Origin of the sequence: Yoonia sp. 2307UL14-13 (genome assembly GCF_037572755.1) — a bacterium.
GTDB lineage: Bacteria > Pseudomonadota > Alphaproteobacteria > Rhodobacterales > Rhodobacteraceae > Yoonia.
Map to the genome: position 1 here is coordinate 257,671 of NZ_JBBIFZ010000004.1, position 15,870 is coordinate 273,540.

The 15,870-nt window shown below is 59.7% G+C and carries 21 protein-coding genes; 4 read left to right on the forward strand and 17 right to left on the reverse strand.

What is annotated here, in order from left to right; genetic code table 11:
* Positions 1–13: 13 nt before the first annotated feature.
* The 11 genes from pal to ruvC form a co-directional block, all read right to left on the reverse strand.
* On the reverse strand, positions 14–544 hold the full coding sequence (pal, locus tag V8J85_RS12550) for a peptidoglycan-associated lipoprotein Pal (RefSeq protein WP_339954090.1): 531 nt from the start codon (positions 542–544) through the stop codon (positions 14–16).
* A 76-nt stretch (positions 545–620) separates the two neighbouring features.
* Positions 621–1,925, reverse strand: a complete 1,305-nt coding sequence (tolB, locus tag V8J85_RS12555) for a Tol-Pal system beta propeller repeat protein TolB (protein ID WP_339954091.1) — start codon at positions 1,923–1,925, stop codon at positions 621–623.
* Between the two features lie 104 nt (positions 1,926–2,029).
* Positions 2,030–3,154: an energy transducer TonB gene (locus V8J85_RS12560; protein WP_339954092.1), complete on the reverse strand. Its 1,125-nt coding sequence runs from the start codon at positions 3,152–3,154 to the stop codon at positions 2,030–2,032.
* 34 nt (positions 3,155–3,188) lie between these two features.
* On the reverse strand, positions 3,189–3,656 hold the full coding sequence (locus tag V8J85_RS12565; protein WP_339954093.1) for an ExbD/TolR family protein: 468 nt from the start codon (positions 3,654–3,656) through the stop codon (positions 3,189–3,191).
* A 3-nt stretch (positions 3,657–3,659) separates the two neighbouring features.
* Positions 3,660–4,334 carry a protein TolQ gene (gene tolQ / locus V8J85_RS12570; protein ID WP_339954094.1) on the reverse strand — a complete coding sequence of 225 codons (675 nt, stop codon included), beginning with the start codon at positions 4,332–4,334 and terminating at the stop codon, positions 3,660–3,662.
* Positions 4,335–4,447: 113 nt separating this feature from the next.
* The gene (gene ybgC, locus V8J85_RS12575) at positions 4,448–4,834 is read right to left on the reverse strand and encodes a tol-pal system-associated acyl-CoA thioesterase (protein ID WP_339954095.1); all 387 of its coding nucleotides are present in this window, start codon (positions 4,832–4,834) and stop codon (positions 4,448–4,450) included.
* A gap of 25 nt (positions 4,835–4,859) precedes the next feature.
* Complete coding sequence (locus tag V8J85_RS12580; protein ID WP_339954096.1) at positions 4,860–5,285, reverse strand: hypothetical protein; 426 nt, start codon at positions 5,283–5,285, stop codon at positions 4,860–4,862.
* Positions 5,282–5,899, reverse strand: coding sequence for a hypothetical protein (locus V8J85_RS12585; RefSeq protein ID WP_339954097.1), 618 nt, complete (start codon positions 5,897–5,899; stop codon positions 5,282–5,284). The genes V8J85_RS12580 and V8J85_RS12585 overlap by 4 nt, the downstream gene beginning before the upstream one ends.
* 69 nt (positions 5,900–5,968) lie before the next feature.
* Positions 5,969–6,991, reverse strand: coding sequence for a Holliday junction branch migration DNA helicase RuvB (gene ruvB / locus V8J85_RS12590; RefSeq protein WP_339954098.1), 1,023 nt, complete (start codon positions 6,989–6,991; stop codon positions 5,969–5,971).
* A gap of 9 nt (positions 6,992–7,000) precedes the next feature.
* Positions 7,001–7,651, reverse strand: a complete 651-nt coding sequence (gene ruvA / locus V8J85_RS12595) for a Holliday junction branch migration protein RuvA (RefSeq protein ID WP_339954099.1) — start codon at positions 7,649–7,651, stop codon at positions 7,001–7,003.
* On the reverse strand, positions 7,648–8,154 hold the full coding sequence (ruvC, locus tag V8J85_RS12600) for a crossover junction endodeoxyribonuclease RuvC (protein WP_339954100.1): 507 nt from the start codon (positions 8,152–8,154) through the stop codon (positions 7,648–7,650). Before ruvC ends, ruvA begins: the two co-directional genes overlap by 4 nt.
* A 298-nt stretch (positions 8,155–8,452) precedes the next feature.
* On the opposite strand from ruvC, the gene V8J85_RS12605 reads away from it, so the two are divergent.
* A complete protein-coding gene (locus tag V8J85_RS12605; RefSeq protein ID WP_339954101.1) occupies positions 8,453–8,662 on the forward strand; it encodes a DUF1127 domain-containing protein in 210 nt (69 codons plus the stop codon).
* Between the two features lie 120 nt (positions 8,663–8,782).
* Here the strand turns inward: V8J85_RS12605 and V8J85_RS12610 are convergent, their stop codons facing one another.
* From V8J85_RS12610 to V8J85_RS12630, 5 genes are all read right to left on the reverse strand, one after another.
* The gene (locus V8J85_RS12610; protein WP_339954102.1) at positions 8,783–9,097 is read right to left on the reverse strand and encodes a hypothetical protein; all 315 of its coding nucleotides are present in this window, start codon (positions 9,095–9,097) and stop codon (positions 8,783–8,785) included.
* Between the two features lie 143 nt (positions 9,098–9,240).
* Positions 9,241–10,110 (reverse strand): 50S ribosomal protein L11 methyltransferase, encoded by an 870-nt coding sequence (locus V8J85_RS12615; RefSeq protein ID WP_339954103.1) that lies wholly within the window; start codon positions 10,108–10,110, stop codon positions 9,241–9,243.
* Positions 10,111–10,139: 29 nt separating this feature from the next.
* Entirely contained in the window at positions 10,140–10,874 is a 735-nt protein-coding gene (locus V8J85_RS12620; protein ID WP_339954104.1) for an SGNH/GDSL hydrolase family protein, read from the reverse strand.
* 3 nt (positions 10,875–10,877) lie between these two features.
* Entirely contained in the window at positions 10,878–11,528 is a 651-nt protein-coding gene (gene msrA / locus V8J85_RS12625; protein ID WP_339954105.1) for a peptide-methionine (S)-S-oxide reductase MsrA, read from the reverse strand.
* Positions 11,529–11,573: 45 nt separating this feature from the next.
* Positions 11,574–12,803, reverse strand: a complete 1,230-nt coding sequence (locus tag V8J85_RS12630) for an MFS transporter (protein WP_339954106.1) — start codon at positions 12,801–12,803, stop codon at positions 11,574–11,576.
* An 89-nt stretch (positions 12,804–12,892) separates the two neighbouring features.
* Between V8J85_RS12630 and V8J85_RS12635 the strand changes: the two genes are divergently transcribed.
* Both V8J85_RS12635 and V8J85_RS12640 read left to right on the forward strand, forming a co-directional pair.
* On the forward strand, positions 12,893–13,480 hold the full coding sequence (locus V8J85_RS12635) for a TetR/AcrR family transcriptional regulator (RefSeq protein WP_339954107.1): 588 nt from the start codon (positions 12,893–12,895) through the stop codon (positions 13,478–13,480).
* Positions 13,461–14,096 carry a hypothetical protein gene (locus V8J85_RS12640; RefSeq protein WP_339954108.1) on the forward strand — a complete coding sequence of 212 codons (636 nt, stop codon included), beginning with the start codon at positions 13,461–13,463 and terminating at the stop codon, positions 14,094–14,096. Before V8J85_RS12635 ends, V8J85_RS12640 begins: the two co-directional genes overlap by 20 nt.
* A 138-nt stretch (positions 14,097–14,234) precedes the next feature.
* On the opposite strand, the gene V8J85_RS12645 is transcribed toward V8J85_RS12640, so the two are convergent.
* Entirely contained in the window at positions 14,235–14,735 is a 501-nt protein-coding gene (locus V8J85_RS12645; RefSeq protein WP_339954193.1) for an Lrp/AsnC family transcriptional regulator, read from the reverse strand.
* A 165-nt stretch (positions 14,736–14,900) separates the two neighbouring features.
* Between V8J85_RS12645 and trxB the strand changes: the two genes are divergently transcribed.
* Entirely contained in the window at positions 14,901–15,869 is a 969-nt protein-coding gene (trxB, locus tag V8J85_RS12650) for a thioredoxin-disulfide reductase (protein WP_339954109.1), read from the forward strand.
* The last annotated feature ends 1 nt before the right edge of the window (position 15,870 follow it).

Below are 15,870 nucleotides of genomic sequence, written 5' to 3' on the forward strand. Positions count from 1 at the left end.
CCTTCGGTCTGGATCAGCTGGTCAACGCTGAGGTTGCCAGAACTGTAACGGCCCGACGGTTCTTCGCATAGCAACTTTCTTGCGAACACACCTCGATCGGGCGTTCCTTCCCGTAACTGGTCACTTCCAAACGGCTGGCGGGGACACCGCGGGACACCAGATATTCGCGCACCGCATTCGCCCGGCGAAAGCCCAGCGCGATGTTGTATTCGCGCGTGCCCTGCTCATCCGCGTGTCCTTCGACAACGGCACGATAATCCGCGTTGGTCATCAGCCATTGCGCCTGACCGTCCAATGTCGCCTGACCGGCGGGCGTGATGGTCGACGAATCCACCGTGAACAGGACGCGGTCCCCAATCGTCTGGTTAAAGAATTGCGGGCTCGTCGGATCGCTGGCCGATCCGGCCAGACCGTCAGCGCCAATACCGCCGTTTGCACCATCGGCACCGGCACCACCAGCGCCGCCGCCAAACCGGTCCGGGTTCGTACAGGCCGCCGTGGCCAGCGCCAGCAACAGCACGGTCGCGCGTGTCATCATTTTCATCGGAATTATCCCTGTTGTTTTCTGCTCATTTTGGCACAGCATAGCACGGGTTTCAGGCCAAGGGAATCACACTTCGTTACGGCTGAAGCGGCCCCCATGACGGGTCAGATGCGCCGCCTTGGATTTGCACGGGGCGCAGGTTACGGCCCGAAATGTCCACCGAGTACATCGACGAAGTCCCGCCCGCACCCTGCGTCTCGCGGCTGAACATGATCACACGGCCATTCGGCGCCCAAGTCGGCCCCTCATCAAGGAAGGACGAGGTCAAGAGCCGCTCTTCCGACCCATCTGTGCGCATCACACCAATATGGAACCGCCCTGCATTCTGCTTGGTAAACGCCACCAGATCACCGCGCGGCGACCAAACCGGCGTGCCATAACGACCCTCACCAAACGAAATCCGCCGCGCCTCGCCGCCATTGGCGGACATGATATACAGCTGCTGGGTCCCCGACCGGTCACTCTCGAACACGATCTGGCTGCCATCCGGCGATAGGCTCGGCGCGGTCTCAATCGACGGGGCCGAGGTCAGGCGAACATGCTGCCCAGACCCAAGATCAGTGCGATAGATATCGGTATTGCCCCCATTCGCGAGGCTGTAAATTACCGATCGACCATCCCGCGAAAACCGCGGCGAAAACGCCATTTCCCCCTGCGCGGTGGCAAGCTGCTGACGCCCCACATTGGCGACGTTCAAAACATTGATGCGGGGAAACCCACTCTCAAAGCTCGTATACAGCACCCGATCCCCATTCGGCGAAAACCGCGGCGCCAGCACAATCGCGCTGCTATCGGTCAAGAACTGCACATTCGCGCCGTCATAATCCATGACAGCAAGGCGCTTCTGCCGGTTATCCTTCGGCCCACTTTCCGAGACAAACACAACGCGGCTGTCAAAGTAGCCACCCTCCCCGGTAATCCGGGAATAAGTCGCATCCGCCACCTTATGCGCCATCCGTCGCCATCCATCGACAGTGCCCACAAGCTGCTGACCTTCGCCTAGTTCGGTGCCAGCAAAAACGTCATAAAGGCGGAATTTGACAACAAGCTGGTTGCCGTTGACTGCAACCGCACCGGTGATCAAACCCTGTGCATTCACGGCACGCCAATCGGCATATGCGATGGGCTGGGTGAATGACGAGACCTGAGAAATGAACGCTGTCGCTGGGACCTCACGGAAAAGCCCCGTATTAACTAAGTCTTGTACAACAAGACGCGATATATCGTTGGCCACCTGCGTCGCAGCAGCATTTTCCGCCTGAAACGTCGGGATCGCCAAGGGCAAGGGCTCAATCCGTGGCTGATTGAAATCCAGTTCCAGCGCCTGTGCCTGCAAAGCCCAAAGAAGTGCCAAGGTGGCAATGATTAGTCTCTTGAACATCTCAAACCTCATATGCTTTGCGCGCATCTTCTACATCCTGGATTTGCCAGCTGGCAAATACTTGCAGATGCGCGGTGTCTGTTCGGCGTTTCTGTGCCCGCATGTCAGTACTTCACTCCGGATGCATCAAAATTGCCCGTGATTTCGCGCCACTCTTCGTATTTATCGGGCGGCAATTGATATCCATCACTGCCCTGACAGCGCAAAATGGCACGGCGGGCCGCCTCGAAGGCGGTGTTGATCGCGGTGTCAGAAGCGCCCGATCCAGAGACCAGGGTCGGTGAACCGACTACTTTCCCGTCGCGGCCCAACTCAAAAAAGACAGTGATTTTGGCACGCGCAGCCTCAGAGCCGGGGTCAAGAACCCAGCACCTGTTCACAGCCACTCTGAAACCTTCAATCTCAGAACCGGTCATCGGTGGACCTGCAGGAACATTGGGGGCATCCGTGGCGGATGTGGTGCTGGTATCCTCCACAACACCTGCCAACACATCTTCAATCGACGTATCAGGCTCGGCGGGTTCGGTCGGCTCCGCTGGCTCTTGCACATCCGCAACCTGCGGCTCCTCCACCGGCGCAGGCCGATTTGGCCGCACCACCGGACGCACCGATGTGGCGGGCGCAACCGTCACGGGCTCTTCCGGGGCCGAAGGGGTATCATCCTGGTTCACAATCTCCGTCGTCGTCTCTTCAGGCGCCGTTTGCTCTTGCTCTTCCTGCACAACCTCCGGCTCCGCATCTGGTTCCTGCACAGCCTCATCGCGCGCGGCATCATCCACAGCAGCATCCGGGGGCGGCGGCGGGGTGGGTGTAGAGGCCACCACATCCGCCTGCCGTGGCGTTGGGTCTTCACTAACATCCAGATCCGGCGCGGGCGGGGTCGGCGCGGGTGCACTCGGCACGGATGGCGGCGTATCCGTCACATCAGCGACCGGCGGCGCCTGCGGTGGATCGGGCGGCGGCGTTTCGTCCACAGGCGGCTCGACCGGATCAGGGGGCGGGGCCACCTCAGTAGGCGTGCTTTCCGCTGGCGGCTCAGGCGCTTCATCCAAAACCGGCTGCACCGGCGCATCCGGCTCCGCCGTTCCCGGATCAGGCGTACTGGCTGCATTGAGCGCTGCGAATTCCTCACCACTGACAGTCGTCACCACCATCGTGTCGAACTCCAACGGGTCAGAATCCAACCCCCAGCCCAGCAAAAGCCAGCCGATAAGGACCGTGTGGCCCATACCTGAAATGATCGTGCCCGGCGTTTGCATCGCCCTACCCGCCTGTCTCCGGGTTGGCCACATCGGTCACAAGACCGATATTGGTGAAACCAGCGGCGTTCAGATCACCCATGATCTCAGCCACCGCATCCCAGCTATTGGCACCATCGGCACGCAGATAGATGCGGTCGCTTTCACGCTCCCCCGCAATCGCGGTCAAACGCGCGACCAGATCAGCACGCGGCGTCTCGGTCTCCTGAATGGACACCGCCCCATCCGCCGCAATCGTCACGGTCAACGGCTCCTCATCATCGGTCGGCAACGCCGTCGCCGCCGTCTCGGGCAATTCCACCGGCACACCGACGGTCAGCAATGGCGCCGCCACCATGAAGATGATCAGCAAAACCAACATCACATCCACGAACGGCGTCACGTTGATCTCGGACATCGGCTGCGTGCGCCCACCGCGACGGCGGCCCCTGCGACCACCCCCGCCTTTCGATTTCATGACACCTGCACCCATGGCCTAGCTATCCAGTTGACGGCTCAGAATGGTGGCGAATTCATCGGCAAAGGCCTCGTAGCCACCCACAATCCGATCACTATCCGCTGACAGCTTGTTATAAAATATCACCGCCGGGATCGCCGCCAAAAGGCCCAGACCAGTGGCCAGCAAGGCCTCCGCAATCCCCGGCGCCACAACAGCCAGGTTGGTATTCTGCGCTTCGGCAATCTCGATAAAGGCGTTCATGATACCCCAGACGGTGCCAAAAAGCCCCACAAACGGCGCGGTCGAGCCCACCGTGGCCAGCACCGGCAGGCCCCGCTGCAGCCGCGAAGCCTCTTTCGCAATCGCCACATCCATCGACCTGTCGATGCGGGCCGTCGCATTGGCGATCAGCTCACCCTCCTGCGTATGTGACCTGCGCCATTCGAGCATGCCCGCTGCGAAAATCTTCTGCGACGCACCATCCGGGTCCGTCCCGATCTTGTCGAACAGCCCGTCCAAAGGCTCGCCCGACCAGAAAGAGCGGTCAAAGATATCCGCCTCTGCGTGGGCTTTGCGGTACTGTATGATCTTGTCGATAATCACGGCCCAACACCAGATGGATGCGGCGATCAGCATGATCATGACCAGTTTGACGGTAATCGTGGCGCGCGCGAACAACGCCCACATGGTGAATTCCTGTGCTGCTTCCATATGCCTGCTCTGCCTGTTGGCCCGATTGGGGGCTCTGATTGGCAGCATTACTAACGCATCGGCGCAGGGAAATCCAACCAATCCGGCAGCGCCTCCTTAAATTATGGGTGATCTCAGTGAACAGACCGGCGAATTGCCGCCGGAAGACGTGCGACTGCACCGCTGGTCGTCAGGCAAACGACGGTGACCATGGCCGAAAACAACGTGACGTCCCCGCGCTTTACATCCTGACGAAACACGACACGCGCACCCGTGATGTGATCCATACTACTTTCAACAACCAACTGATCATCATAATGGGCAGGCGCAATATAATCCGCCTCCACCCGGCGGACGGCAAAGACAAAGCCCTCCGCCTTCATCTCCACCTGATCGATCCCCATCCCGCGCACCCACTCCGACCGGGCGCGTTCGATGAATTTCAGGTAATTGGCATAGTAGACAAGGCCCGCGAGGTCGGTGTCTTCGTAATAGACGCGGATGTGGAAGGTATGGGTCATCGTCGCCTCAATTCCTGTCAGCGGGCTACCTTATGAGGCCTATCACGACCGTCAAGATCATCGAGCCTGCGCCAATACATGCTGACAAACGGGCGTTTCGGTTATGATCATCTCTCAACACACCAAACTGGCCAAGCTCTTGGCGCACAAAACGCCCCGTTAACCAAAGGAACAGAACAAAGAACACGCCCATCCCATAGCTGTAGAGCAAACCCACAACAGATGACAAAGCACTGCCATCAGACGGCAAATCACCCATGATCCGCATTGCAACAAATGGACAGAAAGCCACGGCACCAAAAATCAGGACCTTAACCGCAGACCATATCTTTGCCTGCGACATCGGAAACTGGAAAACCCATGCGGAAACAAAGACAACTGCCCAGCCACCCACCGCGCCAAGTCCAATCGCAAAGATCGCCAACGGCAACTCTGCTAGAAAAAAGATCAAAGCGTGCGACCAACCCGCGCCTGCAACCGCAGCGCATGGCTCGCATCCCGCTCCATCGCGGGCATCACCGGGTCATAGGCCGCGCGGATCACGTCCGCGATCTCGGGCCGCAACACGGCCTTTCCATCAATCATCGCAAGGGGCGGCACCTCGTCAAACGCTGTGTCAGACCACAACAATATAGTCTGAACAGCTTGCGACAATGCTAACGTATCCGCACCCACCGATCCCAAATGATCATCCATCCGCAAAAACACAAACGCGGCCCTGATCGCACCGGCCTCATCAAAGCGGAAAATGCGATACTGGTTCGCATCCACAGCCTTCAGCCGCGCCACCAACGGCCCCAAATCCGGCACCAGCCGATCCAGATGCGGTACAGCAGGCAGCTCATCCCAGTCCTGACAAAAGAAAACCATCAGATTGGCGCCCAATTCCGGATCCGTCTCCGCCATCTGGTGCGCAGCCAAGGTCACGACCGCCTCGATCGCCCCCTTGAATACGGCCAAGGTCGCATCATCGACACCAAACACGACGGGCACAATCGGCCGACCCCAACGGGCAAACACATATTCCCCATCGGCACGGGTGAACAAATCCTCAACGCTTATCATCTTGCCAAAATACTCCCGGTCGCCATTTTCGCGCCATTGGTCCGAGCGACAATGGCGACGGCATCCGCCTTATCCCCCGAACAAGTCCGTCTGAGACTTCGGCGGCGCAATCCCCAAATGCTTCCACGCTCCCTGCGCCAACATCCGCCCCCGCGGCGTCCGCTGGATCAACCCTTTCTGCAAAAGATACGGCTCGATCACATCCTCCAGCGAATCCCGGCTTTCCGACAACGCCGCCGACATCGTCTCGACCCCGACAGGCCCACCGCCATACGACTCCGCGATCAGCCGCAGGTACCGCCGGTCCGCATTGTCCAGCCCCAGATGATCCACGCCCAGCCGGGTCAGCGCCCGATCGGCAATCGCCTGGGTCACCGTTCCATCGCCTTCGACAATGGCAAAGTCCACGACGCGGCGGAGCAACCGCCCCGCGATCCGGGGCGTGCCCCGCGCCCGGCGGGCAATCTCGCGCGCGCCTGCATCATCGGCAGGCGCGCCCATCAACCGCGCGCCCCGGGTGACGATCTGATGCAATTCATCTTCGGTATAGAATTCCAGTCGGGTCGGAATGCCAAACCGATCCCGCAACGGCGTCGTCAACAACCCCATTCGGGTCGTCGCGCCCACCAGGGTAAAGGGCTGCAACTCGATCCGCACCGTCCGCGCCGCAGGCCCTTCACCAATCACCAGATCCAGCTCGAAATCCTCCAGCGCCGGATACAGCACCTCTTCCACCGCCGGATTCAGGCGGTGAATCTCGTCGATAAACAGCACATCCCGCCTCTCAAGATTGGTCAGGATCGCCGCCAGATCCCCCGCCTTGGCCAGCACCGGGCCAGAGGTCATACGGAAATTCACCCCCAATTCCCGCGCCATGATCTGCGCGAGCGTGGTCTTCCCCAACCCCGGGGGGCCATGAAACAGCGCATGATCCATCGCCTCACCACGACGACGGGCGCTTTCGATAAACACCTTCAAATTGGCTCGCGCCTCGCGCTGCCCGATGAACTCATCAAGCGACTGAGGACGCAACGCACGATCCGCATCCTCGGGCTGAGGTTCAGGGCGCAGGGTGGGATCGGGCTGGGTCATGACCAACCCCTACCCCTTCGGCGCCAACAGCTTCAAGGCCGCGCGGATCAGGGCCGAGGTATCCGCTTCCGGTTCAACCCCCGCAGCCTCCGCCACCGCACTCGCCGCCTCGCCCGGCGCGTAACCAAGGTTACCCAAAGCAGACAACGCTTCGGCCTGCGCAGGATTGGCCTGTCGCACACCCCCGCCCCGAACCCGATCCGGGGCCTCCACCTCGATAACCCGATCATCGGCAGAGGCCGCACCCATCGCCATCACCGCGGGCGCCTTGTCCTTCAACTCGATCGCGACCCGCTGCGCCGTCTTCGGCCCCACACCTTTGGCCTTGGCAATCGCATTCCAGTCACCCAGCGCAATCGCACGGCTGACACCATCGGCACCGATCGTCCCCAGAATAGCCATCGAGGCCTTGGCCCCGATCCCCTGCACCGACATCAGCAAGCGGTGCCATTCCTTCTCGACCAGCGTGGTAAATCCGAACAACTGCAGATTATCCTCACGCACTAGCAAATCGGTATAGAGCGCCACCACCTCACCATTGCCGGGCAGCCCCGCCATCACACGGTCCGACACATAAACAACATAGCCCACGCCACGCACGTCGATCAGCACGTGATCAGCCGCGCGATATTCCAGCCGCCCTGCGATCTTCCCGATCATGCGCCCGCCTTCGCCAAAGCGGCGTCCAACGCCCCGCGCGACTGCAGGTGGTGCGCGTGGCAAATCGCGATGGCCAAGGCATCTGCCGCATCCGGCCCGTCGATCTGCGCACCGGGCAGTTGCAGGCGGATCATATGATCGACCTGATGTTTCTGGGCATGGCCCACGCCCACCACGGTCTTTTTGATCGTGTTGGGGGCGTATTCTCCCACCGGCAGTCCAGCCTGCGCAGGCGCCAACAGCGCAATCCCCCGCGCCTGACCCAGTTTCAGGGTCCCCGCCCCGTCCTTGTTGACAAATGTCTGCTCGACAGCGGCGACGTCAGGTGCATGATCGGCGATCAAGACGGATAATTGTTCGTACAGCGACAACAGGCGGCTTGGCAGATCATCGCCCTGTGACCGGCACACGCCATTGGCAATATGAGAGATACGGGACCCATCTGCAGCAATGATCCCCCAGCCCATATTCCGCAGGCCGGGATCGATCCCCAAAACACGCATTGCTCGCCCCGTTCTTATTGTTCTGCGATAGGGCTAGCACAAAACGCGAACAAAGACCAAGAACCTTTCATACACCGCACTGGGATACGCCGCGACCATCCTGCTCATATGTGCTGAAATTGAAGGTGACGTAACGTCCTGAAACATATGAACTTACGGCAAAATACGCACAAAAATAAGGCATTCTGAAAACGCATATGAGTCATGCAAAAAAGGTGTCTGGTCAGGTCCAAAACACCCTCCTACATGCGGATCATCTTGGAAACGCTGCGACGCAGCAAAATCAAAGGAACCGGCCATGGCCAATATCGACACCACCCGCCCCGCCGCTGGCCTGTCCGCCAGTGCATTCTTCAACATCGCCACACCTGTATTCGGTGCGATCATTGACTGGAACAACCAGCGTGTGACACGCAACGCCTTGTCCAAACTGTCCGACCGCGAGTTGGAAGACATCGGTCTGGCCCGTGGTGACATCGACCAGATCGCACGTCGGGTTATCCGCTAACCCAAATGCCTTATGGTCATGCCGTTGGACCGCCAACCGGCATGACCCTCACACCACTCACCAAAACAAAAGCCGCATCCCACAGGGTGCGGCTTTTCCATTTCAACATGCGACTTGAGATCAGAGCAGCAATGACTCGATTGATCCGGCGATGACGACAGTCGCTGGATCGGCATGCATGACCCATGCGCCGACCTGTTCCATCATCGATCCGTTGCTCAATTCAGCGACCCGGTTCAAATATTCGGTTTCGCCCAGATAAGCGAACAGAAAGCCCTTGAACAAAAAGCCAAGTACGACAAGAACAACCAGTCCTTTCAGCGGAAAGCGTGGCTTGTACATGCGTGGTCGCGCAACGATCAGTCCGTCAGCACTCACCGTCTTTACCGCACCACCACTGGCCATGCGGTCATGGCGGCGCACGATACGCTTCAATCTTTTGTCAAATGGGACATGGGCTTGGGCCATGTAATCCTCCAAAAACGATGTCACCTACGCGAGGTGCTATTAAAATTCCCAACAAATGGGACCATAACAAGGCAAATCTGAATTTATTGTGCCTTTGGACACGGAGTAGGTCAAATCTTGCGCATCGTTAGGGTGGTCCAGTCAACAATTTGACCTGAATCAATCAGATTGAACCCATTTTGTCGATAAATATCGCCCAATTCTGCCGCTTGCTCATTCAGAATCCCCGAGAGAATCACATGCCCGTTACTTTGGACATGTGCTGCGATATCCGGCGCAAGGGCGGCCAAAGGGCCTTTCAGGATGTTGGCGAACACCAGATCAAAGGGGGCGGCGGTCGTCAAAACCGAATGATCGAACCCCGTCGCCGTGACACAATTCACCCGTCCGGCCAGCCCATTTGCCGCCACATTTGCGACAGCGACATCGACGGCCACAGGGTCAATATCACTCGCGATGATCCGCGCATCCAGCACTTTCGCCGCCGCCATGGCCAAAACCGCGGTGCCACAGCCGATATCGGCGACGTTGCGCGGTGTCACGCCAGTGGCCAGCAACCCGTCCAACGCCTGCAAGCAACCAAGTGTCGTCCCGTGATGGCCCGTGCCAAACGCCATCTGCGCCTCGATCAGCAACGGCACGGCATCCGCAGGCACCTTGTCCGCATCATGCGCGCCATGGACGAAAAACCGCCCCGCGACGACGGGCGACAATTCCCGCTGGACCTTCGACACCCAATCCTGATCCGGGATCTCGGATATGGTGAACGGCTTGGCATCGTGCAAAGCCGACAAAACCGCCAGCGCCCCCGCATCCGGGCTCTCGGTGAAGTACGCACCCACTTCCCACAGGCCCGAACCATCCTCGACCTCGAACACCCCCACACCCGTGGGTTCGGGTGTCACGGCCTCTAAATCTTCGGCGAGGGCATAGGCGGGCTCTTCCCCGGTCAACGTGGTCAAAGCGGAATAGGTCGTCATGTCAGCGCCTCTTTCGGGTTCGTCTCCCGTTAGGCCCTGCCCTCCACCGGGTCAAGCAGTGGCGGGTCCGCCATCACCGCCGCAACCACCTTCTCTGCCCAACGTGCATAAACCTCTGGGCCGGGATGGAAACCATCTGGCGACATATTGCTGTGATCCAGCTCCATATCCGCCTTCAGGTAAACGCAGTCGTCATGCGACGAGACCAGGCCGACCAACGCCCGATCGAACATCTCCGCCCGCCGCCCGACCGTCCAACGCAAAGGCTGGGGCAGCAACGGAAACTGCGACACCGGCGGCAAACCTGAAACGACGATGCGACGCGCCCCGAAATCCTGTCGCAATCTGGTGATCAGCGTCTCTTGCTGGTGCAACCAGCGGCGCAAGGGGACAGCCTTGGTCACATCGTTCACGCCCAGTGCCGTCACAACCACATCATAGGGGCCATCCGGCACATCCGGCAGCCATTCCAGCACATCCCCGGTCCGCGCACCGGTCTTCGCAATCAGTTCGAACGACACCGACGCCACCGGCGACAAGCCTCGTGTCACGTGGCCCAGCAACGCCTGATCCTGCATCTCCACACCGACACCCGCGGCAGACGAATCCCCCAGGATCAGAATGCGCAAGGGGGGGCCGTCGCCAACTTGGCCCGACCGTTCGCCGGGCGGCTCGGGCAATGCCAATGCCCGCGACTTGGCGTAGACAGCCTGTGCCGCAAGAACAGGAAACAACCCCACTCGCGCCGCAAGATCGACGATCATGGGTCAGACACCGACGCCAATCGGGCAAGTCACACCAGTCCCACCAATCCCGCAATAACCATTCGGATTCTTCGCCAGATATTGCTGGTGGTAATCTTCGGCAAAATAAAACGCCGGCGCGTCGACAATCTCGGTCGTGATCGCCCCATACCCGGCCTCAGCCAGACGCGGAGCGAATGCCTCTTTCGACGCCTCGGCCGCCGCCTTTTGCGCAGGCGAGTAGGTATAAATCCCCGACCGATATTGCGTGCCGCTATCGTTGCCCTGCCGCATGCCTTGGGTCGGATCATGGCCTTCCCAGAACACCTGCAACAGCTGGTCATAGGAAATCACGGCAGGGTCATAGATCACCCGCACCACCTCATTATGGCCGGTTTTGCCCGAACACACCTCTTCATAGGTCGCATTCGGGGTATAGCCCCCCGCATAACCCACCATGGTCGATTGCACACCATCCAGCTTCCAGAACATCCGCTCGACACCCCAGAAACAGCCCATGCCGAACATGGCCTCTTCCATCCCGTCCGGCACCTCGCCGGTCAGGGCGTTGCCATAAACGTAGTGTGTCTGCGCTGTCGGGATCGGCGTCGAACGACCCGGCAAAGCATCCTTCTCTGCCACCAACTCGGATTTCGCACGGTTCATGAAAAACATGTCAGATCTCCTTTGGTCCGAATATAGGTGGGGACGGCGCGAATTCTACTCCGCAGGCGCCAGCAACCGGCCCTGAAACACGGTCTCGTGACCTGGCGCCGGATGGCGGGGGATCAGGAGCGACAGGAACAACGACACAATCGCCATCCCCGCCGCCAGCAAAAACACCAGCCCCGGCGATTGCAGCCAGATGTAGCCGAGCAATGCCGGCAGAAAGACCGCCGCGATATGGTTGATCGTAAACGCCACAGCCGCCGTCGGCGCGATATCCTGCGGGTCGGCAATCTTCTGAAAATACGTTTTGATCGCCAGCGCGAGGCTGAAAAAGATGTGGTTCACCACATACAGGGTCGTCGCCAGCACCACGCCCCAGCCAAAATAGTAAATCCCGCCATAGGCAAAGAACACGCCACACAGGCCGACATATTCAAAGATCAACGCCCGCCGTTCCCCAAACACGGCGACCAGTTTCCCCAGAAACGGCGCGGCGATCATGTTGATGATCAGGGTCAGCATGAACAACCTGGTGATGTCATCGACGGCAAAGTCGAACTGCTCCACCATCATAAAGCCCGCGAAAACGACAAAAATCTGCCGCCGCGCGCCCGACATGAATTGCAGTGCATAATACAGCCAATAGCGCTTGCGCAGCACCATCTTCTTGGTCTGCGGATGGGGCGTTTCGAACTGGGGATAAGCAAACAGACAGAACCCCGCGACCACGGCGGTAAAGCCACCGGACAGCCAATAGACGATGTTATAAGTCAGACCAAAGCGATCCCAGCTAACGACAATCAGAAGGTAAACGATCAACGTCGCCCCCGACCCCGCCGACAGGATCCAGCCGAGCGTCTGCGGAGCGCGCGCCTTGTCAATCCACTGCAACTGCAGCGACTGATTGACCGTCTCGTAATAATGAAACCCGATTGACGACAGCATCGTCACCGCCAGAATCCCACCCATTGTCGGAAACTGCGCCGTCACCGCCGTGGCAGCACCCAGCATCGCCAACGCCACAAGGCCCAACACCTGTTCACGAATGAACATGATCAGCGCGATCACCCCGATGGCAAAGAAACCCGGAATCTCGCGGACCGTGTGCAGCCAGCCAATGTCCGAGCCATCGAACGACGCCACCTCGATGACGAAGTTATTGAGCAGCGCCGACCACGTCGCAAACGCCACGGGCATGGCCATCGCCATGACGAACAACAGCGCCACCGGCCTGCGCCAAACCGGCAGGCTATGGGCATCTTCCAACTGCACGATCTTCATAAATCCGATTTACGCCCCTCGCCGGGAAATGGCGAGCCTTGACTTTTCACTCCACTTGTATAGAAATAACAATACAGTCGGAGAGAAACATGGCCCGCCCCAAATCCTACAACCGCGACGAAGCGATCACCAAAGCCTGCTACGCGTTCTGGGAACACGGCTATGCCGCGCTGGGTATCCGCGCCATCGAAGACCTGACCGGCCTGAACAAATTCGCGATCCGCACCGAATTCGGCGGGAAAGAAGGGCTCTACCTCGCCGCCCTCACCCACTACCATCAGGCCGCCAAACACACCGTTCTGGCCCCACTCAAAACCGGCGGCCTCCCCGCGATCCGCGATTTCTTCACCGGGCTCATCTCCGATGGCAGCATCAATTCCAGCCCATGGGGTTGTCTCATGGTGAACACCGGCATCGAAAACGCCGAGATCGACAGCGCAGCGCTCAAAGAAACCTCAGACGCCTACTGGACCGACCTGCACACACATTTCTGCGCAGCACTCGAACACACCGACCTGCCGGTCGAAGACACCGCCACCGGCCTCGTCAACGCCGCCATGGGCATCCACACCGCCAATCGCATCGCAGGCTCCGCGCACGGCGGGCGATATCTGGTCACCCTCATTCACCAGATGCTCGACCAATGGGAGGCCGGACATGCCAGCCCAACTCACTGAATTCACCGAAATCCCCGACCTGCCGGGCATCTACACCGCAACCAAGGGCGGGCTGCGCTGCAACGCGATCCGGCTAAGCGACGACACCCTCTGCCTGCACAGCCCCGTCGCGGGCTTCGGCGATATCGCCAAATCCAGCCTCGAAACCCTAGGCAAGGTCAGCGCGCTCCTCGCTCCCAACCAATACCACAACAAAGGACTGCCCGAATACGCCGCAACCTTTCCGAGCGCCGCCCTGATCGCGCCAATGGCCTGTCACGAAAGGCTGACCAAGATCACAGGCCTGACCTTCCAAAGCCCCGCCATTCTCGATCTTCCCGACACCGTGCAAATCATCACACCCGAAGGGCTCAAAACCGGCGAAATCTGGCTCTGCACCAAAACCGCATGGCTGGTCACTGACGCCTTCGCCGGTCCCGCCAAGCCGGGTGGAGACGCCACATTGCTCAAGACCTTCCCGCGCTACGGGATCGGCGACGCGCAAACCTACCGACAATGGATCACCAAGTTCATCGCCAAAAACCCGCCGACAACCCTGATCCCCTGCCACGGCGCAATCGTGTCCGACCCGAAACTCGGTGATCAACTGCGGGCTCTAACATCCGATCTTGGTTAATCAACCGTCACCGCACGTTGCGTTAATCACGCGGCGACCGCGCGCGAAGGTCCGATGGAATTCCGATGATATTCCGATGCAATTCCGATAGGCGCTTTTGCGGCCAGCACCGCCGTTAACCATCACCGACTGAGGCGTTCAAGCCTCTTGCGCCAACCGCGCTTCCAGCACGTCGAACGGCACTCCCGGCTCGTCCTTCGCCCCCCGAATGACCAGCGACGTCTTCACGCTCGCCACGTTATCCGCACTGGTCAATTCCTCGGTTAGAAAGCGCTGAAACGTGCGCAAATCCGGCGCGACACACTTCAAGATAAAGTCCACCTCGCCATTCAGCATGTGGCACTCACGCACCAGCGGCCAGCCCTGACACCGTTCCTCAAACGCGCTCAGATCAGCCTCCGCCTGACTGACAAGACCCACCATGGCGAACACCTGCACCTCGAAGCCCAGTTCGCGGGCATCGACATCCGCATGATATCCCTGGATAAATCCCTGCTCTTCCAGCGTCCGCACCCGGCGCAAACATGGCGGGGCCGAGATGCCGACGCGCTTGGCCAGTTCCACATTCGTCATGCGACCATCGGCCTGCAATTCCGCCAGAATCATGCGGTCGATATCGTCCAGTTTCGTTCCCGGCATCATATTCCCTGTCGATTTTTGCAAATACTACGCCAGCGCCAAGCCGTGCGCAACAATGTTTCACATGGCAGCAAGAAAATAACGCTTCACGCGACCGTGCGGTCCCCTTTCAAGATCGCAAGGCGCTCGCTATATCGGGACAACGCCAGTCGCACGAGGTCTGCCATGTCCACCACCCGCCATACCAAAGTTCTGATCATCGGCTCCGGCCCTGCCGGTTACTCCGCCGGCGTCTACGCTGCGCGCGCGATGCTGGAACCGATCCTTGTTCAGGGCCTGGAACCCGGCGGGCAACTGACAACGACAACCGAGGTCGAAAACTGGCCCGGCGACACCGAGGTCCAAGGCCCCGACCTGATGGTCAGGATGGAGGCACATGCCCGCGCCATGGGCTGCGAAATGGTGGGTGACATCATCACGGAACTCGACCTGCAGCATCGGCCCTTCACCGCGAAATCCGACAGCGGCACGATCTACACCGCCGACGCGGTGATCCTGTCCACCGGCGCGCGGGCCAAATGGCTGGGCCTGCCGACCGAGGACAAATTCAAAGGCTTCGGCGTCAGCGCCTGCGCGACATGCGACGGGTTCTTTTACCGAGGTCAGGAAATCGTCGTCGTGGGCGGCGGCAATACGGCGGTGGAAGAGGCGTTGTTCCTCACCAACTTCGCCTCCAAAGTCACGCTGATCCATCGCCGCGACGAATTACGGGCCGAGAAAATCCTGCAGAACCGCCTGTTCAAGAACGAAAAGATCGAAACGCTCTGGTTCCACGAAATCGATGAAGTCTTCGGGTCCGAGGATCCGCTCGGCGTCGAAGGGGTGCGGGTCAAACACACCAAAACAGGCGCGATCACCGAAATCCCCTGCAAGGGCGTCTTCATCGCCATCGGCCACGCCCCCGCCTCGGAACTGGTCAAGGACCAGCTGGAAACCCATAACGGCGGCTACGTGAAGGTCGCACCCGGCACGACCCGCACCGCCATCCCCGGCGTCTTCGCGGCAGGCGACCTGACCGATCACGTCTATCGTCAGGCCGTTACCTCCGCAGGTATGGGTTGCATGGCCGCACTGGACGCCGAAAAATTCCTTGCAGAACAAGAGGATATGCCAGCCGCGACCGCCGCTGAATAAG